Below are 20,423 nucleotides of genomic sequence, written 5' to 3' on the forward strand. Positions count from 1 at the left end.
GATTCTAATGGGAAAAGTATTCAAATCAGTGGATGAAATTCAGTATGATGGCGTCCGTTTTATCGATGCTCGTTTCGATCTTCAGGACAAAGAGGCTGGCAAAAAAGCATTCGAGGAAGGTCATGCTACTGGTGCTATCTATATTGATTTAGAACAGCAGTTATCGGATATGGACAGCAAAGAAGGTCGTCATCCAATGCCAAGCAAAGAAAAATTGGCATCCGTTTTTCAAGAACTAGGATTACGGTATGAAGATCAGATTGTAGTTTATGACCAAGGAGCAGCTCCATTTGCCCCACGTGCCTGGTGGATGCTAACATATGCTGGTTTCCCAAATGTAGTGATTGTCAACGGAGGTGCACCTGCGCTAGAGGCAAAAATTCCTTTTACCAAGGATATTATTAAATATCCTCCAACTATCATTGAGTTTGATTGGAAAGATGAGCTTTATGCACCACGCCAAGCCGTAAAAGCCATTGTAGATGGAGAGGTAAAAGCTACTTTACTCGATGCCCGCGCGGCTGAAAGGTATCGAGGAGAAGTAGAGCCTTTGGATAAAGTAGCAGGTCATATCCCAACTGCGAAAAACTTTGACTGGGAGCAATTGAAGTCAAATGGTCAACTAAAGGCAAACGATGCATTACGTCAAAAAGTTGCAGCTGATGAACCGGTTGTTGTTTACTGTGGAAGCGGCGTAACAGCCTCTCCGCTTTATGCTGTATTAGCAGATGAAGGCTATGAAAACATCCAATTATATGTAGGTAGCTTCAGTGATTGGATTACAGAATATGACGTGGAAAAAGGCACAAACGAATAAAAAGAAACGCTCACTTCGGTGGGCGTTTTTTTATAGTGCGGTGGATAGAGCGTAAAGTAGAGGTTAGAATTTAATGTAGCGGATAACCTGTTCAAAGTGGCGGATAAGAAAGAAAAAGTGGAGGATAGAACGTTCAAAGTGACGGATAAAATTTAATGTAGCGGCTAACCTCTTCAGATTGGCGGATAAAAATGAAAAAGTGGAGGATAGAACGTTCAAAGTGACGGATAAAAATGAAAAAGTGAAGGATACCCCTTTTAAAGTAGGGGATAGAATTTTATACTTGATCAAAAGGTAGATGCACTCGATGTCGTACAGGAAGTCGCTTACCGTAGCTTTAAATACATACATTCTCTTCAAAGTTCATCCTATTTAAAAACATGGTTAATAAGAATGGTCATAAACTGTGCAATAAATTTACTAAATAAGCGTGAACCGATCGTCGAGTTTGAGCTGGAGTCAGAACTAGGTGAAGAACCGCATGAAGAACTTCCTGAGAGGTGGGCGTTGGAAGATGTGATGACAAAGCTCACAAAGGAGGAAAAGGATATTATTTTGTTGAGATTCTATCATGATTATACATTGTCTCACGTGGCTCAGGTATTGCAGCTTAAATTAGGGACGACGAAAACCATTTTGTATCGTGCATTAAAAAAATTAAAGCAGGCACTGGAACAGGAGGGGCAAGGGTGAACGATCTAAAAAAGCAGATGGATCAAATAGACATTCCAGAATCGTTACATCAGCGTAGTCTACAAGGTATTGAACAAGCAACAAAAGAGCAGCATAAGCCTTTGCACTGGGTACCTAAAGTCTTGACTGTTGCTGTAACACTTGCAACGGGTGGATTTGTGGCATTCATGGTGGGGGAACAACACGTAGATAATGATCGGGCTAGTGCGTTAATGTCACAATTAGATCATTTATCTTCGCCAATGTACTGGATTTTGGCTATTTTTTGCGTATGCATCATACTATACATCTCTAGGAAAAAGCTTAAAGTTGGCGCTGATCAGAAAAAGACGATTGGTGTTGCCATAGTTTTGATTTTACTGATCGGTAACAGTACGATTTTTTTACAACATCAATTCATAAAACCGATAGTGATACCTGCTGCAATTGAAGTTACAGATAGCTTACAGAATGCTTTAGAGGTACGCTATATTACAAACAAAGATGACCATCGATATGTGAAATATTTACAGGCAGAAGACGTGCAATTACCAATAGTATATGATCAAACAGAGCAAGCAAATCTAGTCAATGGCTTTTATTATCCATTGGATACTTCTCAAGATTTACGCTATCAAAATATTCGATTAGCTTTTTTTCAGTTTGATTTAAACACGATGAAAAAAGTGATGGCAAGTAAAACTATTTATCTTGTATTAAATGACGGGGTGAAATTACCTGCCCCAATTCATTTTACGAGGGAAACCTTCATTGATGAAAATCAGATCATGAATAATAGCTATAGTCAGTCACAACATGATTCGGAACAAATCATATCATTTACCCTTCAGCAGGATGCAGTTTTTGATGCATTTTATGTTCCAGCTACATTAGAGGAGAAAATACTGTTGAAAGAATGGCGATTAAACGATCAGCGCTATACAGCAAGTGATTTTCCTTTTTCAGTGACGAAAGGTCAACGCTTGGAGCTGACTATTCAATTGAAGGAAGCCCCCTTAGATATCAATACATCCATAGGTTTTAGTGGCCCCGATGGTTATTTAACTAAAAGAGTATATTCGCAAGCGTATTTTACGTCGAATTTGGTGAAAAAGGTGCGTGAAAACAATGAGTGAATCTAAACAACAGGTAAAACTTTTACAATGGTTTGCAGTGGCGCTCTTTTTTCAATTTATCTATTTAAATGTTTTTAAATACGCTAATCTTCTACAAGATATCCTTGTTTATGGGGCCTATTTAAAAAGTCTTTCATTCTATAAAGAAAAAACACCTATCAGCAAATATATGGCTTGCGCTATGATTCTTGCCTTGATGAGTACTTTCTTTTCTTCACATTTTCTCTTCTATTGGAGTACGGTTTTAATTCAAGGAATTAAATTGCTGATTATAATGGAATTTGGAAAAATTTTATTAAGCATTGAACAAAAACACGATATACAGGGTTCCACTACAAGAGTGATGAAAAAATATATAGCGATTGCCTTTGCTGTCATTATAAGTTGGACGCTGTTAATGAATGTTACAAATGGTTGGCAGATGGGATTATTGTTCCTAGGCGCATTGCTTTTATTGGCTGTAAATATACGATTATTTCTTCATGTGTTAGCACTTCGTAAACATGTAAAAAACAAATCCTTTGTTGTTACACACTTACAAAAATGACTCACCATTCATTTTATGCTACACTTTTTGTACAAGGGGCAAAGGGGGAGCAGGATGTTTAAACGGGAGAAAAGTATCGAGATTCAGCATCATCGCGGTGTACAATGTGCGCATGGGAAAGTTGCGGTGCAGGGGGTTGGTATGAGTGTGTACAGCTTTTTTGTGGATGGGTTACTGATTGATACAGGTTCCTACTCACTATCGCAGGAATTTCAATCCTTTTTTAAGGATATACCGATAGAGCAATTGGCATTAACGCATTCACATGAGGATCATGCAGGAAATGCAGCGTGGATTCAACATCATAAGAATGTACCTATTTATATTCATCGTGATTCAGTCAATCTTTGTGCTGAAGATGGAGACTATCCACTCTATCGTCAGGCATTGTGGGGGGAACGACCCGCGTTTGTTGCCCAACCATTTGGTCAAACCTTACAAACGAACGCAGCAACATGGGATGTTATTGAAACACCTGGGCATACTACAGATCATCTTTCTTTTTACAATCGGGAAACAGGCGCTATGTTTACAGGTGATTTGTTTATCCAGCCAAAGACAAAGGTTGTGCTTGATGAAGAAAACATTGTCCATACTTTGGCGTCTTTAAGGAAAATAGTAAACTATGATTTCGATGTCGTCTATTGCTGTCATGCAGGCTTTATAGTGGATGGTCGAACGAAAATACAAGAAAAAATTGCTTATTTGGAAGACATGCAAGGAAAAGTGAAGCAATTATTTATGCAAGGTTATTCTGTTGAGGAAATCACCAAAACAATTTTTCCTCGTGATTATCCGATTACAAAAGTTTCGGGAGAGCAATGGTCTTCCAAGCATATCATCACGGCCTTTATTAATCATTTTACCGAAGAGTCCTTTATATAGGGCTCTTTTTTATCTTGTTAAGAATTTCACAAATACTTTGATCTGTATAATAAAAAACTTTGTGAAAAAATGTGAATAAATTGTGACGAAGTCAATCAGGGCAATGGATGCGCTTACAAAAGTTTGTGAAAAAATTCTCATTTACATAAGAAAAATACTATGTGAAAAGTTGAACAGGCTAAATGGCTCTATGTGTACACTTTTTATTGTGTTAACAATCGTATTAATTATCTTAAAATAATTGATTGTGAAATGTTTAATTTGACAGAAAAATGTAATGAAAGTCATTAAACGTTGAATTATTGAAGTTAAGAATAAATTGACAGAAAATTCGTTGACTATATTTTCACAAAGTATTATGATTCTGAAATATAATAAAAAAATCAAAGGGAAAAGGATGGGATGGAATGGACGTAATGAAAAAGGCTTTAGAAATGCATGCACACTATAGCGGGAAATTAGAGGTGAGCTCAAAGGTACCTGTACAAGATTCCTATGATCTTAGCTTGGCTTATTCACCAGGGGTAGCAGCGCCATGTGTGGAGATTGAGAAAAATCCTTCGCTTGTGTACGACTATACAATGAAGGGTAATATGGTAGCTGTTGTGTCGGATGGGACAGCGGTTTTAGGGTTAGGAGATATCGGACCGAAAGCGGCATTACCTGTAATGGAAGGGAAGGCGATTTTACTAAAGCGTTTTGCCAATGTTGATGCTTTTCCAATATGCTTAGATACAAAAAATACGGATGAAATCGTCAGCATTGTGAAGGCGCTTGCCCCGACATTTGGTGCGGTAAACTTAGAGGATATTTCAGCACCAAGATGCTTTGAAATTGAAGATCGCCTACGTCAAGAATGTGATATTCCAGTTTTTCATGATGATCAACATGGAACAGCAATTGTTGTAGGAGCAGCGATGATTAATGCCAATCGTATTGTGAAAAAGGATATTGCAACGATGAAGGTTGTGATTAACGGTGCTGGTGCTGCGGGCATTGCGATCTTACGTATACTTGTACAAATGGGCTATAAGAATATTTATATGTGCGATACAAAGGGTATTATTTATGAGGGTCGTACAGAGGGGATGAATCCGATTAAAGAAGCGGTTGCTCATTTGACGAATCCAGAGAAGCAACATGGTACACTAGAGGATGCACTAACAGGTGCAGATGTCTTTATTGGAGTTTCTGTAGCCAATCTATTAACAGAGGCACATATTGCGTCCATGAATGAAAATCCAGTTGTCTTTGCCTTAGCCAATCCAAATCCAGAGATCACGTATGAAAATGCCAAAGCATGGGGGGTACGTGTTATGGGAACTGGCCGTTCAGATTATCCAAATCAAATTAATAATGTTCTTGCATTCCCTGGTATTTTCCGGGGAGCTTTAGATGTGCGTGCTACGGATATTAATGAGTCGATGAAGCTAGCTGCTGTAGAAGCCATTGCCTCCCTTGTGAGTGATAAAGAACTAAAGGAAGAATATATTGTGCCTAAATCTTTGGACGAACGCGTTGTGGCAATCGTCTCACGCGCAGTAAGTGGGGCAGCTGTAGAATCTGGCGTATCTGAGCTATTCCAGCAAAGTACAGCACTATCTGTTTAATAAAATTGAATAGGGAATTAGAACAGATAGGGAAAAGTGTATTGCTTTTTCTCTATCTGTTTTTTATCAAATATGCTCGAAATTTGTTGTTTTTTGGTGTTTTATGTAATAAAATGATTAAGTAAAATGGAATGTTTTACATAGTTGATTGAAGAGAAGAAATACTTATTGATGACAGATTTAGGTTAAAAAATAAGTCTTAAGTCCATTTAAAATTGAAAGAAGTGATGAGGGAAAATGACATCAATCGTACAATTTCGATCTATTAAAACGAAGCTAATCGCTTTTTCATTGCTGCTTTTAATGATTCCGTTACTTATCTTAGGTTTTATAAGCTATCAGCAAAGTAAATCAAACCTAGAAACAGTAGGGAAAGAAAATCTAAAAAATAGTGTCGAAATGACGATTGCTATGATTGAGCAATTCAATCAAGAGGTAGAAGCAGGCAATTTATCATTAGAGGAAGCTCAGGAAAAAGTAAAGATTGCTATTTTAGGAGAAAAGGATAGTGAAGGAAAGCGACCGATTAATAAGGACATTAAACTTGGCGACAATGGTTATATTTTTGTTGTTGACCAAAAAGGGATGTCCGTTGCCCATCCAAATATAGAGGGTACGAGTGTTTGGGATGAAGAGGATGATAAAGGCGTTAAGTACATACAAGAAATCATTGCTAAAGGGAATGAAGGTGGTGGATTTGTTTCATATTCGTGGCCGTTACCCAATTCAGGTCAATTAGAGGACAAAGGGGTTTATGCAGAAACAGATCCATATTGGGGTTGGGTCATTGGTGCGAGCACCTATTTAATGGACTTCAATAAACCAGCACAAAGTATTCTTAAGATAACACTTATAGTAATTGGCTTGGCCATTATGGTGGGGATATTGATCATTTGGCAATATGCGAGTAGTATGACAAAGCCTATTAACCAAGCGGCTCAAGCGATGGAGCGTTTTGCAGAGGGAGATTTATCTCAAGAAAGTATGGCTATACGTTCAAAAGATGAAATTGGAAAACTGGCAAACGCCATGAATCAAATGCAAATAAGGTTGAAGGATATGATTCATAATATTGCCCAAGCATCAGACTTAATTAATACATCTAGTAAAGAGCTAACGCATTCAGCAAATGAAGTCAATATGGGAGCGGAGCAAGTTGCGATTACGATGCATGAATTAGCATCGGGTGCTGAGGGACAAGCTCACCATTCTAGTGCATTAACTTCATTAATGGAGCGCTTTACAGCAGATTTACAGGAAACGAATCAGCATGGTGCACATATTCATCAATCTTCAGTAGAAGTTTTAACATTAACGAATGAAGGAAGTCAGCTAATGACATCCTCTAATTCTCAAATGGAAAAGATTGATAGCATCGTGCAAAATGCCGTTGAGAAAGTGAAAAAATTAGATGCTCAAGCACAGGAAATCTCTAAATTGGTCGTGGTCATTAAGGATATTGCAGATCAAACGAACCTGTTGGCTTTAAATGCTGCGATTGAAGCGGCAAGAGCGGGAGAGCATGGCAAAGGATTTGCTGTAGTGGCAGATGAAGTACGTAAGCTTGCCGAACAAGTAGCCTTTTCAGTAAACGATATTACATCCATCGTCACGAATATTCAGCAAGATTTTGATGTGGTCACGAACTCTTTAGAGGATGGTTACCAAGAAGTAAAAGAAGGAACGAATCAAATAAAAGCTACTACTGAAACTTTTAACACGATTAGCCACTCCATTAATGATGTAGTGGAGAGTGTCCAATTAATTTCAACGAATTTATCGAAAGTTACAGAAGATGGCCATAAAATGAACAACTCTATTCAAGAAATTGCTGCGGTGGCAGAGGAATCTGCTGCAGGGGTCGAGCAAACAACAGCTACGACAGAAGAGACAAGTAGCTCAATGGAGAATATGGCTGGAAAGTCTGCTCAACTATCAGAATTAGCATTACAATTGAAAGCTCTCATTGCTCAATTCAAACTATAAAAAACATCTCCCACTCTCTTAAATGAGAGGGGAGATGTTTTTACATCATGCCAACACCAATAATTCCGATGAGTATGACAAAGAAAAGAACAAATAATACGATGAAGATAATAATGGCTGGAATAAAGATGGTGAAGAAAGCCATCCAGTTTGAAATTTGATGTGCTTCAGCGACTACACCTACAGAAATAACAAATGACCAAATCGTCACAATGATGCTTACTAAAATAGTTGGCCAAAAAATCCACGGTAATGAACCCATAAAATTAGGATCCAATAATGAATCGGGTGAAGTCATTAACCAAATAATATAAAGTGGAATCAGTACGATATATGGGATTGCAGTTAAGCTTAACCCCTTAAATAAGTCCGAGTAAGTCCCAGTACCTTTAAATAATTTCCCGAATAGCCAAGAGATGAGTGCAGAAATAGCTGTGCCAATTATACCTGCGATAGGAGCAAAAATGACACATAATAGGACTAAAAGCCATGGCGAAAAATCAGGAAGAAATTCTGAATCAATTAATCCAGACATAAGGGAGCCAATATAACCAATAGACAAAACCAAAATTGCAAAGCCGATAGATTTTTCATTAATCATATAACGAGTCGTTTGCTTTGGATGCATCCAAACCGATAAAAATGGATTTAGTTTTGACCTTTCTTCTTTTGATGTCTCATTCAAGTTTTCCATCAAACTACCTCCAAAATAATAGAATAATTGCTTGTTACATATAGTTAATATACGAGTGAAGTAAAGAAAAGTTTCATGGAAAATAAAAATAAGCCCACACATAAAAAAAGAGTCGTAATTGTCGACTCTTTTTAGGGTTGTTTCTATTATTCAGCTAACATAATTTTCTCAAGTTCTAACGGCTCAATATACTGATCACCTTTGTAAGCACGCATATTACCGCCTGAAATTTCATCGATTAATAAAATTTCATTCGTTTTCGCATCGCGGCCGAATTCTAATTTAATGTCATAAAGCGTTAAGCCTTTTTTAGCAAGCTCTGCCGCTACAAATTTGGAAATTTCAATTGTACGTTGTTTTAAAATGGCGTATTCTTCATGAGTTAACAGGTTTAACATTGCTAAAGCATCTTCAGAAATTGGAGGATCTAAACGATCATCATCTTTGATTGTTACTTCTACAAAGGAGTCTAAATCTTGTCCTTCCTTTACATAGGCACCATAACGGCGTAGGAATGAACCAACTGCCTTAAAGCGGCAAATCACTTCTAAACCATTACCGAAAACAGTTGCCGGTTTTACTGTCATTGTTGCATCTTCGAAGTTAGCATCAACGAAATGAGTAGGAACCCCTTGTTCGTTTAATTTTGAATAAAAATAAGAAGTTAAACGTAAACCAGCCAAGCCAGCCCCATCAATTGTTAAACCAACAGTATTTGCACCTGGATCAAACACGCCGTTTTCTCCTGTAACATCGTCTTTAAATTTTAATAAATAATGACCATCTTCTAATTTGAACACATTTTTTGTTTTACCTGTATACAATAATTCCACAAAAAACCCTCCAATATTTTTCATAGTATTCTAAAATTATAACACGAATGTTCTAAATATTTAATGATAAAAATGTTCGTTTAAAACGTTTATTTTGATGTTTTATAACGGAATTGTAAATAAAAAATAAGGTGATAACGAATGTTCGTTACCACCTTGGTTGAAATTAAGAATATTCCGAAATCAAATCCTAGGAAACATTGAAAATAGAAGGTTATTAATAGACGCCTTCAGTAAGCATTCCATCTGCTACTTTGATAAAGCCAGCAATGTTTGCACCAACTACTAGGTTACCTGGGAAGCCATATTTTTCTGCTGCCGCTTTGCTGTCTGTATAAATATTTTTCATAATTTGATGAAGTTTCGCATCTACTTCTTCAAATGACCAAAATACGCGACTAGAATCTTGTGCCATTTCAAGAGCAGATACCGCAACTCCACCAGCATTCGCTGCTTTTGCTGGACCAAATAATACGCCTGCCTCTAGGAATTCATTGATTGCTTCAAGGTCTGATGGCATATTAGCACCTTCACCGATTGCTTTCACACCATTCGAAATTAATGTACGAGCTGACTCACCGTTAATTTCATTTTGCGTAGCACATGGTAGGGCAATATCACAAGGAATCGTCCAAATTCCTGTACAACCTTCTGTAAAAGTAGCATTTGGTCGGTAATTAACGTAAGTTGAGATACGGTCACCTTTTACTTCTTTAATTTCTTTGATAGCACCTAAATCTAAGCCCTCTGGATCATAGATATAGCCTGAAGAGTCCGAGCAAGCAACCACTTTGGCACCATACTGTTGCGCTTTTTCAATCGCATACGTAGACACATTACCAGATCCAGAAACAACTACTGTTTTTCCTTCGAATGAGTCATTTGCATCCTTTAGCATTTCGTTCACAAAGTAAACAGTACCGTAACCAGTTGCTTCTTTACGTGCTAAAGAGCCACCGTAGCCAGGAGTCTTACCAGTTAATACACCTGATTCATTTGCTTTTGTTAAACGCTTATATTGACCCCATAAATAACCTACTTCACGAGCACCTACGCCAATATCACCAGCAGGAACATCGACATCTGGACCAATATGACGGTATAATTCAGTCATGAATGCTTGGCAGAAACGCATAATTTCTGAATCTGATTTACCTTTCGGATCAAAGTTTGAACCACCTTTACCACCACCGATAGGTTGCCCTGTTAAAGCATTTTTAAAGATTTGCTCAAAGCCTAGGAACTTAATGATGGATTCATTTACGGAAGGATGGAAGCGAAGACCGCCTTTATATGGGCCCATGACATTGCTGTATTGTACACGATAGCCACGATTCACTTGCACTTGATTGTTATCATCTTGCCATGCTACACGGAAAGAAATAATACGATCTGGCTCCACAATACGAGATAAAATATTGGCCTTAATATATTCAGGATGTTGCGCGAATACAGGTACTAATGAGATGAAAATTTCTTCAGCTGCTTGTAAAAATTCCGCTTGATGACTATTCTGTTGTTTAAGTTGCTCAAATACGCCATCTACGTATTCTTTTGCTAATTGTTCATTGCTAACAGTTGTAATTGTCATAAATAAAACCCCCATTTAGTTGATAGATGTATCGTATATCTATTTTTCAAACTATTCAATAAAATACTTTTAAAGTTTGTGAAAAATTGAGCAAGAGAGATTGTTTTAAAATTATATTAAAATAATTTAGTTCTAAGTGATTCATCTAATTACGAGAAAGGAATGATGCCTTATTGTGAAGGTTCTTATAGACGCTGATGCCTGTCCAGTAGTGGATTTAGCGCTATCTATATCATCTGAGTTTGAGATAGAAACTATCTTGTTTTGCGATACATCACATCGTGTTGAACGTGATAATGTAATAACAATTATTGTACCCAAAGGTCCAGATTCGGTTGATTTTACGCTAGTGAACGCGCTTTCAAAACACGATATTGTTATTACACAGGATTACGGATTAGCAGCCATGGTTTTAGCACGAGGAGGGTATCCGATTGATCAAAATGGACGAGAAATGTCTAATGAAAACATCGAACGTTTGCTCGATATGCGGCATGTTGGTCAAAAAATTAGAAGGGCAGGTGGACGAACAAAGGGACCTAAAAAAAGAACACAAGAAAACAATATTTCGTTTGAAATGAAATTTCGACAAATTTGTGAACGAGCAATTTTAGCCCATAAACTGGAGGAATCTACAGGTGAAAAATGAACATAAACACGAACTATTCGAACAATATCCGCAGTTGAACGAACTAGCAAAAAAGGCTACTGTATTGTGGGAAAATACAAATTGGATGAAAAATCCTGAAACAACGCTCTTTACTATGGCTGAAGTGGATGATGCGGAAGCAACATTACAACGTTTTTCTTCTTATTTAAAAGTAGCATTTCCAGAGCTTCTAGAAAGTGATGGTTTAATTGAATCAACGATCAAGGAAATTCCTGCAATGAAAAGTGCTATTGAACAAGCATATGATGTGGCGATTCCCGGCCAATTGCTTTTAAAATGTGATCATGCATTACCGATCTCTGGCTCGATCAAAGCACGTGGAGGAATTTATGAGGTATTAAAACATGCAGAAAGGCTAGCTTTGGCAAGTGGAAGACTTAAAGAAGTGGATGATTATGCAATTTTAGCAACAGAAGAATTTCAGTCGTTCTTCCAACAATATACGATTGCAGTAGGCTCTACGGGGAATTTAGGATTAAGTATCGGCATTATGGGCAAGAAGCTCGGCTTTAATGTCGTTGTACATATGTCGAGTGATGCCAAGGAGTGGAAAAAAGCTTTACTGCGTGAAAAGGGTGCGACAGTGATTGAATATGAAGCTGATTACAGTGTAGCTGTTGAGCAGGGGCGACAGGAAGCTGAGCAAGATCCAAAATGTCATTTTATTGATGATGAAAATTCAAAGGATTTATTTGCTGGCTATGCCGTAGCTGCCAAGCGTTTAAAGGAACAGCTAGAAAGGACGAATATTTCAGTGGATGAAGTACATCCATTGTTCGTCTATTTACCATGTGGCGTAGGTGGAGGACCAGGTGGTGTTGCCTATGGATTAAAAGAAATTTACGGTGAGCATGTGCATATTTTCTTTGCAGAACCTGTCGCTTCTCCTTGTATGACGATCGGGCTGATGACAGGCTTACATGACGCAATTAGTGTAGAAGATATTGGCCTTGACAATCGAACAGAAGCGGATGGGTTAGCCGTTGGTCGTGCCTCCAAATTTGTAGGAAAAGTGATGGAGACGTATATAAGTGGTTGCTATACTGTATCAGATGAAGAGCTGTTTACATCTCTGGGATTAGCGATGGAAAGTGAAGGTTTATTTTTAGAGCCATCTGCACACGCAGGAATGTATGGAGCCATTCGTTTATTACAACAAGGTCAATCCTATCTAGAAAAGAACGCATTAGTAAACCATCTACCACAAGCAACACATCTTGTATGGGCAACTGGCGGTAGTATGGTCCCACCTACGATGCGAGCTGCTTATTTAGCAAAGGCCAAGGAATTTAATTAAAGACGATGTGAAGCTATGTTTGGATGGAAGCTCGACCTCTAATAGTGATATCCCGCTCGAGCATGCAGTAAAGCATTCGAATAGTGAGATGACCCGCTCCAATAGGAGACCAAAGCGCTCACAAAATGTGTGGATCCGCTCAAACAGGGGTCTTAAGCTCTCAAAAAGTGAAGCAACCCGCTTAGATTAGCGTCCACAAATGCGCAACGCAATTTTAAGTTTAGTAGAAACAAAATCAAATTAAAAAACAGGTGGAGTCATTTTTCTCCACCTGTTTTTGCTGTTTAACGTTGTAGTGCTTTACGTTGTGCGGCTAAGTATACTTCTTGTGCGGCAAGGACGCCTGCTCCTGGTTCGAAATCATAGGAGAAGTCTTGTAGGGCAGCCTCGAGTAGGGAAACGGCTTGTAAAATGTCACTTGGGAAACAATAGCCCATATGGCCGAATCTAAAAATTTTACCCTGTAGATGACCTAGACCGCCTGCGAAATCTAAATGATAGTGTTGCTTAAGGTGCAACAAAAATTCACTAAGATCAATTCCTTGAGGTGTTTTAATTGCTGTAATAGTTGGAGAAGCGTATTGATCTTCAGTTAATAGCTCAATGTGTAATGCTTTCATTGCATTTCGCACCATGTTTTTCATGAGGTCATGGCGGGCAACTGTTTGCGTAAAGCCACCTTCCTGTTCGATTAACTTACACACCTCATGCAGTCCATAAATCAGTGTGATAGCAGGTGTATTAGGAGTCATGCCCTTTTCCGCCCAGCTACGATAGCTTTGAAGATTTAAGTAATAAGCAGGTGTTTGATTTTCTTCAATGACTTCCCAAGCTCTTTCGCTTACGCTGACAAGAGAGAGTCCAGGTGGGAGCATCATGGCTTTTTGAGAGCCTGTCACCAGAATATCAATGCCCCAAGCATCCATTTCAGCAGGAGCGCCACCAATACAGCTTACACCATCAACGATAACGAGGGCATCTGTTTCTTCACGGATCACCTGAGCTAGTTCAGCAACAGGGTTTAAAATACCTGTGGATGTTTCATTGTACGTCACAAAAACGGCTTTAATAGTTTGTAATGGCTGTAAAAATGCTCGAAGCTCTTCGGCTGTACAAGCCTGTCCCCATTCTTTTTCGAGCTTATGTACATGGAAGCCATATTGCTCACAGATTGAAACGAAATAGTCGCCAAAAGCTCCAACTGTGATGACGACAACCTCTTCACCAGCAGATACAGTATTAACAGCTGCAGCCTCAAGCGCGGCTGTCCCACCCGAAGGTAAAAGTAAGATGTCCTGTGTCGTACCGAAAACAGGCTTTACTAATTCAATTGTTTCTCGGTATAATTCTACAAATTCCTGACTACGATGACTAAAAATATCCCGATTCATCGCAAGCTGTACCTTTTTTGGAATCGGTGTTGGCCCCGGATGTCTTAAAATATTTTCATACATATTCATTTATCCCCTTTGCTAGAAATTCAAAATTTTCTAACTATAATAATAGCATATTTATGGTGCTAGCTAACTACTTTTTTGAAAAATGATGGAAGAGATTGTCATTGTGGTACAATTTTTAAAAAGGAGGCAGTGCGAATGGAAACATCCATGCATTATCCATTTATCTATTTCTTCTACGACACAAACCAGGTGCTAGTATATAGAATTCAAGCGTTAGAGTATATCACAATAGCAGAGGTGATGAGGGAGGGGGAATGGCAGGGGTATGAGCTTAAGCCATCTGAATCTTTTACAGCATTTCATCATGAACAAAGCACACCTCAGCAGGGATGGTCTTTCTTTATGGGGCAGGAAGAGCTCTATCAGTTGGTAGAAATTATTAATGATTATATTCAGCAGGTCATAACTACTGCTTCAGCACAGATGGTACATATTGTTTGCTCGGAATCTGCAGCAGGCTCCTTACGAGCGACACTTGCTCCACCGAAATATGTGATCGGGTTTCCAGAGGATTTGTCGATTGGACCTTTGTGGAAACTCGATGAAAAAAGAGGACAGGCATTCCGTGATGAGTGGCTAAGAGAAAATATTAATGATGGAATGGATGATTTTGTAAATCGAAATAAATTAATGAACACAATCAGAGAGATACAGGATATTCCAAGCAACCTGCAGATTTACATTTGGTGTGGGTACAATGCAGAAGAACAGTGTGGTATTAGATTTCTACTCTATTTATTACGTGATAAAACCAATGAAGTTGTTCTTATCAACACAGGTGAACAGCGGGCTATCAACCATCAATGGAACATGGAAATGTATGATATAAAGCGAATGTCCGCAAAGGAGCGTCTAATTTTTCAGCAACAGTGGGAAAGTTTAGCACAGACAAAGGATGTTTGTCGACTATGGCTACATCGACAAATTCAAGCAGTACAAGAGAATTATTATGATAATTTGATTATGTCAACGATTGAACAACTTCATAAGGAGCAAGGGGGTACTGATTTTATACAAACAGGTGAATTCATCTCAGAGCTATTAACAAGAATGGATGCCCCCCCAAATATCTTCTTTTTAGAATATAGAATTCGCTATTTAGTATATAGCGGGGTTTTTGAATTAAAGGGAATTCCTAAATCCATGCACCATTACTCTGTGAAATTACGTAAAAAACCTCTTTAGCCTAAGGGCATAAAGAGGTTTTAAACAATTAAGCAACGAAAGGTCTGTTCATACGCATTAAGCCGTAGATGGCAAAGAACAATCCACCTGTTATTACCATTAAAATTGTGTATAATACTGCCTTACCTGTTTCGCCACACCAGCGGTAGAATAGGCGATACGTGAAATACAGTGTAAAGCCTGCCGCTCCTAAAGAAGCCAGAATACCGATAAATGGAATAAACGAAACAATGATCAAGCCTGCATAAATAAGGGTATTTTTTAAAGCTGTTGCACGTATTGTTTCTCGAGTATCCCCACCAGCTGTCAGCAGGAAGAGACTATATACATTAATAATGGGAATCCAAGCAATATAGGCTACATCTCCAAAACCATTTGTTTTAGATGTCATAAAATAAATAAGTGCACTAATAATGTAGGCAATTAAACCAATAGCAAGAGCGGCTAGTATAAAGATAAAAAATAAACCACCCATGGCTGCATCTAAATCTGAGTAATAATAAGAATCATTATAGTCATAATTCATCAGAAAAACCTCCCTTCATATGAAAATACCTCCTAATCATAACAATCCTCAAATGTTAAAGCTACAACAATTTAGATGTAATATTTAGTAGAAATCGCACAAATGTACTAGAATGAAGTTGATTATTTAAGACTTTAATGATGATTTTTTGAGTGCCTTGTGATAAAAATGCAAAAAATATCCTCGGGAACATTATTATGCTAGTTTTTGAGAATCATTTTCCGTTTTATTAATTTCAAAAATTACGTACAAAAACATTACTATCCTATGATGGTAGTTGCACAAGAAATGCCACAAAAAATAAAAATAGCCATCTTAACTACATTGTAAGATGACTATTTTCACGTGTATTAAATGAATTTGGCGATGTGCTCAAGTTCAATGCGGGAAGAATTGTAAGCAGGTGCGGCTGCCTTACCAATGGCAATTAAAATAACTGGGACGATATGGTCAGCTAATTCAAAGCGTTGAGCAAAGGCTTCTTTATTAAATCCACCCATTGGCACTGTATCATAGCCCATGTCTTTAGCTAGTAGCATGATTTGCATGGAAATTAGACCAGCATCAAATGTAACGATATTTTTTAACACTTCTTGGGGAAGTTGAGAATATAGATTGATTGAGTTGTTAATCATTAAATCTTTTGTTGCCTCATTGATATAGCCAAGATCGAAGTTCTTTGTATAGATAGCCTCGGCATTTTCGTACATCTTTGTATCACCTAAAACGGCAATAATTGCTGAGGAAGTTTCTACTTGTTCTTGGTTATTGGCAATAGCACGTAGCTCTTTTTTGACCGCTTCATCCTGAATTACTAAAAAGCGCCAAGGCTGTAGGTTACTAGACGATGGAGCAGACGTTGCTTCTACAAGTAATTCTTCTAATTGTTGCTGCGGGATTTTAAAGTTTTCATCGTATTTACGAACGGATTTACGCTCGTGCATAACTTTAGTTAAAGAACTTTTTGTCACTGTCATTATTTTGTCTCCTTCATGGTATGATGCGTTTTTTACTATACGATAAATGAATTCATTTTCCAAGTAAATTGCTCGAATTAAAGAGTCTTGAATCTAGGATTTAAAAGTTACAAAAAAAACATATTTTTGTAGGTATAATCCATTTATACTAGAGATGGAATAGAGCAATAATAATAGATATGGAGTGAAGGTGAATGAAAAAGCTATTAGGAAATTTAAATATTATGGCAAAAATCGCAATGCTTATTCCTGTCATCACTGTTTTTTTAGGTGGTATGACCTTCCTTAACTATTTGAACGTATCCAATGAACTTGAAAGCTCTATTGAAAATGAAATGTCTATACTAGCGGATGACGTTGCAGGTTCCGTCGAGGGCAAATTGCATGCACACATTCAGCTCATAAATAGTGCAAAGACAACAATAGAATCGGCTGACAGTATGATGACCAGAGAGCAATTTATTCGCTACGTACAGCAGCTATTGCCTTTCAATAAGGAAACGTATGGTATGGGATTATGGCTAGAGGAGGAAGTGGAAAAGGGGGGGATTTTTGGGCCTTATGCCTATAAGGAAGAGGGGAAAATTGTCTCTACGGATGCTTATGAAGATCCTGCCTATCATTTTCACGAGCAAGAATGGTATCGCAATAGTATCCAATCTAATAAGGTAGTTCATACAGCACCTTATTTTGATGAAGCTCTTGGGGAAATGTTTATCTCATTTGGTACACAAATTGTCAAAGATTCTAAGCCCATTGGCGTTATTACAGGGGATTATGTATTAGATTCAATTCAATCCATTGTTTCTGACGTGAAAATTCGAGAGAGTGGTTATGCATTTTTAATTGATGATAGTGGCAAAATTTTAACGCACCCTGATGTAAATAAAGTGAATAAAGAAACGATCCAGCAGTTGTTGAACATGCCTGTGGAGCAGATTTCTGATCAAAAAAAGTTAATACATACAAGCAGTGAGGGTAGTGATTTTACCTTACAATTTATGCAAATACAAGATATGCCGTGGAAGTTAGTTTTACTGGTTCCGACAACTGAGCTTTACGGCGAAATACAGGCAATGCTTCAACAGCAAATCGTGATCAGTGTCATTCTTATTTTACTTATCGCAATTAGTATTTATTTCCTTGCTCGTTATATCCGTGGGGAAGTGAAAACGATGAATACTCATTTAGGCTATCTTGCTACGGGTGATTTAACGCAACAAATGGCCGTTCATACAAAGGATGAGTTTGGTGAAATGGCGCAGTATTATAATGACTCTGTGGAAGCATTAGGTTCGATGATGCAGCGCATTGTAGCTGAAACCGAGACAGTTGCTTCTACTGCAGAGGAATTAACGGCAAGTGTGCAAGAGGTCAATAAAACTGTCACAGAAGTTGCTATTTCTATGCAAGAGGTGGCAGAAAATACGAGTTCACAACAACAGGTGAGTGGGGAGTTAGAGGAAGTAACAACACAACTAGGTGGGGATATGAAGACCGCCATGGACGATTTACATGAAGCAGTCCAACAATCGCAAAAAACCTCTGAACTCGCTACTGGCGGATCACAAAAAATACATGGTTTCGTGAATGATATTGTCCACCTACATGCACAGGTTGACAGTAGTGCCAATCTGGTGAATGGCTTGAAGGAGCATTCGATTCAAATAGAGCAGATGAGTCAGCTCATTTCGGCTATTACCGACCAAACTAATTTACTATCACTTAATGCTGCCATTGAGGCAGCACGAGCAGGGGAAGCAGGGAAAGGCTTTGCCGTTGTTGCAGGAGAGGTTAAAGCACTAGCCGAACAAACTAGCCGTGCTTCGTTAGATATTGCAAAGGTTGTGCAGACGATTCAGGAACAAATGAATGACGCGGTAGAGATGATGGAGCAAAGTCGGAAAATAGCTCATCAAGGCATTGGCTCTGTTCAACAAGCAGGCATGACCTTCGATACAATTGCCAGTGCAACTGAAGGTCTCCAAAACACCATGCAAAAGACAAGCAAAACGACATCTGATGCTTTTGAAAAGTTGCAGGCAGTAACCGAAAAAGTACAGGCAATTAGCAAACAGGCACTTGCAACAAATGATCATACATTAAATGTATCGGCCATCACGGAGGAGCAGGCATCGACAATGAATGAGATGTCTGTAGCCTCTGAGCAGTTAGCACAACTTGCTCAAAATCTGCAAGAAGAAGCAACTAAATTCACGATTTAATGGTAAGGTGTACATCTAGATTTAGGTGTACACCTTTTTAAGATCTAAATGAAAAAGCTTCCCACTGTACATTTTTCTTAGGTGCAGCCGATTTGAAATGCTTGATCATTTTTTCTGGTCCACATATATAAATACTAGTTTGTGGAGAGATGGATAACTCATCAACAGAGAGTCTATTTCGCTGTGTTGTATCTATAAATGTGACAGTAAAATGGTCATTTGCTTGTGCATAATCCTCTAAAAAATCTTTGTAGATGACATTGTCTTGCCCGTGAAAAGAATAATATAAGTCAATTTTCTTATCAGTCTTCGTGTGTAAATAGGCAAGAAATGGGGTGATGCCCATACCACCTGCAATCCATAGCTGCTGTGCATTCCCGTTGCCGAAGTCAAAATGACCATAGGGGCCATCTACAGCAACCTCTGTATGGACCTGAATAAGGTTGTAGACCTGTTTGGTATAATCTCCAATAGCTTTCATCGTAAGATTGATTTGTTGTCCACACCCCCCAGAAATAGAGAAGGGATGTGGTGCTTTTTCGATACCCTCTTGAAAGACTTTCAGAAAGAGAAATTGTCCTGGTCGATAATCCAGCTGTTTTGTAAGCTTCAACTTAATTTCCAATATCTCAGGGGTCAGCCTTTGAATGGATGAAATCTGACCTTTATAGGGAAAGAACATATCCTGATACATTGTCAGCATATAAAGGGCTGACATAAATCCAATCGTAGTTGTTAATGCTGTAAAAATCCCTAAAGCTGAGGGCTGTAATAAATCATAGTGGCTAGAAAAATAAGCATGATAAATACCCAGTGTATAGGGCACAAGTAATAATCGATGAAGCCAGCGCCAATGCTCGTACTTCAGGAATTTTGCAATAAAGGCAAGAATGATTAGGAAGATAAAGCCGTATTGAGCAAGCTCGCCAAGATCTTTTGCGAATTCGTTGAGTGGCGTTTGTTGTGTTAGCTCTTCATCAGGAATCATTTTTTGTAATTGCCCGTGAATAAGAATTAATACAAGTGAAAGGATTGCTAGTAATTTATGATAAAAATAGACATGCTCAAGACCACTAAACCAACGCTCCAACATTTTTATTCTTGTAGCTAATAAGAATACAAGAAATAAACAAGTTAAGGCTAAGCCTCCAATGACATGACTTAGTGTGTTCAACGGATGGATCGGTGCCATAGGTTTGCTAAAATACCAAAGCAAAGCACTACCACACAAAATGATGAAAATAAAAAGTATTCCTTTATATGCTCTCATATTTAACCTCCATCACTATGTTTATCCATAATTTAACTAGCT

At 38.2% G+C, this 20,423-nt stretch carries 18 protein-coding genes; 11 read left to right on the forward strand and 7 right to left on the reverse strand.

Annotated features, from left to right (window positions below; translation table 11 throughout):
* Positions 1-7 precede the first annotated feature (7 nt).
* From AC1RFD_RS02845 to AC1RFD_RS02875, 7 genes are all read left to right on the forward strand, one after another.
* Positions 8-817 carry a sulfurtransferase gene (locus tag AC1RFD_RS02845; RefSeq protein ID WP_054550790.1) on the forward strand — a complete coding sequence of 270 codons (810 nt, stop codon included), beginning with the start codon at positions 8-10 and terminating at the stop codon, positions 815-817.
* Positions 818-1,096: 279 nt separating this feature from the next.
* Positions 1,097-1,510: a sigma-70 family RNA polymerase sigma factor gene (locus AC1RFD_RS02850; protein ID WP_081011060.1), complete on the forward strand. Its 414-nt coding sequence runs from the start codon at positions 1,097-1,099 to the stop codon at positions 1,508-1,510.
* Positions 1,507-2,625 carry a hypothetical protein gene (locus tag AC1RFD_RS02855; RefSeq protein ID WP_241490024.1) on the forward strand — a complete coding sequence of 373 codons (1,119 nt, stop codon included), beginning with the start codon at positions 1,507-1,509 and terminating at the stop codon, positions 2,623-2,625. Before AC1RFD_RS02850 ends, AC1RFD_RS02855 begins: the two co-directional genes overlap by 4 nt.
* The gene (locus tag AC1RFD_RS02860; protein WP_054550792.1) at positions 2,618-3,172 is read left to right on the forward strand and encodes a hypothetical protein; all 555 of its coding nucleotides are present in this window, start codon (positions 2,618-2,620) and stop codon (positions 3,170-3,172) included. The genes AC1RFD_RS02855 and AC1RFD_RS02860 overlap by 8 nt, the downstream gene beginning before the upstream one ends.
* Positions 3,173-3,226: 54 nt before the next feature.
* Positions 3,227-4,057: an MBL fold metallo-hydrolase gene (locus tag AC1RFD_RS02865; protein WP_054550793.1), complete on the forward strand. Its 831-nt coding sequence runs from the start codon at positions 3,227-3,229 to the stop codon at positions 4,055-4,057.
* A 407-nt stretch (positions 4,058-4,464) separates the two neighbouring features.
* Complete coding sequence (locus tag AC1RFD_RS02870) at positions 4,465-5,667, forward strand: NAD(P)-dependent malic enzyme (RefSeq protein WP_048390037.1); 1,203 nt, start codon at positions 4,465-4,467, stop codon at positions 5,665-5,667.
* A gap of 237 nt (positions 5,668-5,904) precedes the next feature.
* A complete protein-coding gene (locus tag AC1RFD_RS02875) occupies positions 5,905-7,653 on the forward strand; it encodes a methyl-accepting chemotaxis protein (RefSeq protein ID WP_259948616.1) in 1,749 nt (582 codons plus the stop codon).
* Between the two features lie 40 nt (positions 7,654-7,693).
* On the opposite strand, the gene AC1RFD_RS02880 is transcribed toward AC1RFD_RS02875, so the two are convergent.
* The 3 genes from AC1RFD_RS02880 to gdhA form a co-directional block, all read right to left on the reverse strand.
* Complete coding sequence (locus tag AC1RFD_RS02880; protein ID WP_115673896.1) at positions 7,694-8,347, reverse strand: Yip1 family protein; 654 nt, start codon at positions 8,345-8,347, stop codon at positions 7,694-7,696.
* Positions 8,348-8,493: 146 nt separating this feature from the next.
* Positions 8,494-9,180 (reverse strand): phosphoribosylaminoimidazolesuccinocarboxamide synthase, encoded by a 687-nt coding sequence (locus tag AC1RFD_RS02885; RefSeq protein ID WP_004269355.1) that lies wholly within the window; start codon positions 9,178-9,180, stop codon positions 8,494-8,496.
* A 217-nt stretch (positions 9,181-9,397) separates the two neighbouring features.
* Positions 9,398-10,771, reverse strand: coding sequence for an NADP-specific glutamate dehydrogenase (gene gdhA / locus AC1RFD_RS02890; RefSeq protein WP_416141510.1), 1,374 nt, complete (start codon positions 10,769-10,771; stop codon positions 9,398-9,400).
* A 175-nt stretch (positions 10,772-10,946) separates the two neighbouring features.
* Between gdhA and AC1RFD_RS02895 the strand changes: the two genes are divergently transcribed.
* A complete protein-coding gene (locus tag AC1RFD_RS02895) occupies positions 10,947-11,420 on the forward strand; it encodes a YaiI/YqxD family protein (protein WP_004269357.1) in 474 nt (157 codons plus the stop codon).
* Positions 11,410-12,738, forward strand: a complete 1,329-nt coding sequence (gene dsdA, locus AC1RFD_RS02900) for a D-serine ammonia-lyase (protein WP_492474470.1) — start codon at positions 11,410-11,412, stop codon at positions 12,736-12,738. Before AC1RFD_RS02895 ends, dsdA begins: the two co-directional genes overlap by 11 nt.
* Positions 12,739-13,022: 284 nt before the next feature.
* Here the strand turns inward: dsdA and AC1RFD_RS02905 are convergent, their stop codons facing one another.
* The gene (locus AC1RFD_RS02905; protein WP_492474471.1) at positions 13,023-14,192 is read right to left on the reverse strand and encodes a pyridoxal-phosphate-dependent aminotransferase family protein; all 1,170 of its coding nucleotides are present in this window, start codon (positions 14,190-14,192) and stop codon (positions 13,023-13,025) included.
* Between the two features lie 141 nt (positions 14,193-14,333).
* Between AC1RFD_RS02905 and AC1RFD_RS02910 the strand changes: the two genes are divergently transcribed.
* The gene (locus AC1RFD_RS02910; RefSeq protein ID WP_492474472.1) at positions 14,334-15,383 is read left to right on the forward strand and encodes a DUF1835 domain-containing protein; all 1,050 of its coding nucleotides are present in this window, start codon (positions 14,334-14,336) and stop codon (positions 15,381-15,383) included.
* A gap of 28 nt (positions 15,384-15,411) precedes the next feature.
* On the opposite strand, the gene AC1RFD_RS02915 is transcribed toward AC1RFD_RS02910, so the two are convergent.
* Both AC1RFD_RS02915 and AC1RFD_RS02920 read right to left on the reverse strand, forming a co-directional pair.
* Positions 15,412-15,909 (reverse strand): hypothetical protein, encoded by a 498-nt coding sequence (locus tag AC1RFD_RS02915; RefSeq protein ID WP_004269361.1) that lies wholly within the window; start codon positions 15,907-15,909, stop codon positions 15,412-15,414.
* A 350-nt stretch (positions 15,910-16,259) separates the two neighbouring features.
* Complete coding sequence (locus AC1RFD_RS02920; RefSeq protein ID WP_131519754.1) at positions 16,260-16,886, reverse strand: nitroreductase family protein; 627 nt, start codon at positions 16,884-16,886, stop codon at positions 16,260-16,262.
* Between the two features lie 194 nt (positions 16,887-17,080).
* Between AC1RFD_RS02920 and AC1RFD_RS02925 the strand changes: the two genes are divergently transcribed.
* Positions 17,081-19,111 (forward strand): methyl-accepting chemotaxis protein, encoded by a 2,031-nt coding sequence (locus tag AC1RFD_RS02925; protein ID WP_492474473.1) that lies wholly within the window; start codon positions 17,081-17,083, stop codon positions 19,109-19,111.
* 37 nt (positions 19,112-19,148) lie between these two features.
* Here AC1RFD_RS02925 and AC1RFD_RS02930 read toward each other — a convergent pair whose 3' ends face one another.
* Positions 19,149-20,381: a ferredoxin reductase family protein gene (locus AC1RFD_RS02930; RefSeq protein WP_492474474.1), complete on the reverse strand. Its 1,233-nt coding sequence runs from the start codon at positions 20,379-20,381 to the stop codon at positions 19,149-19,151.
* Positions 20,382-20,423 lie beyond the last annotated feature (42 nt).

It is taken from the genome of Lysinibacillus sp. GW823-FHT02G10 (assembly GCF_058797135.1).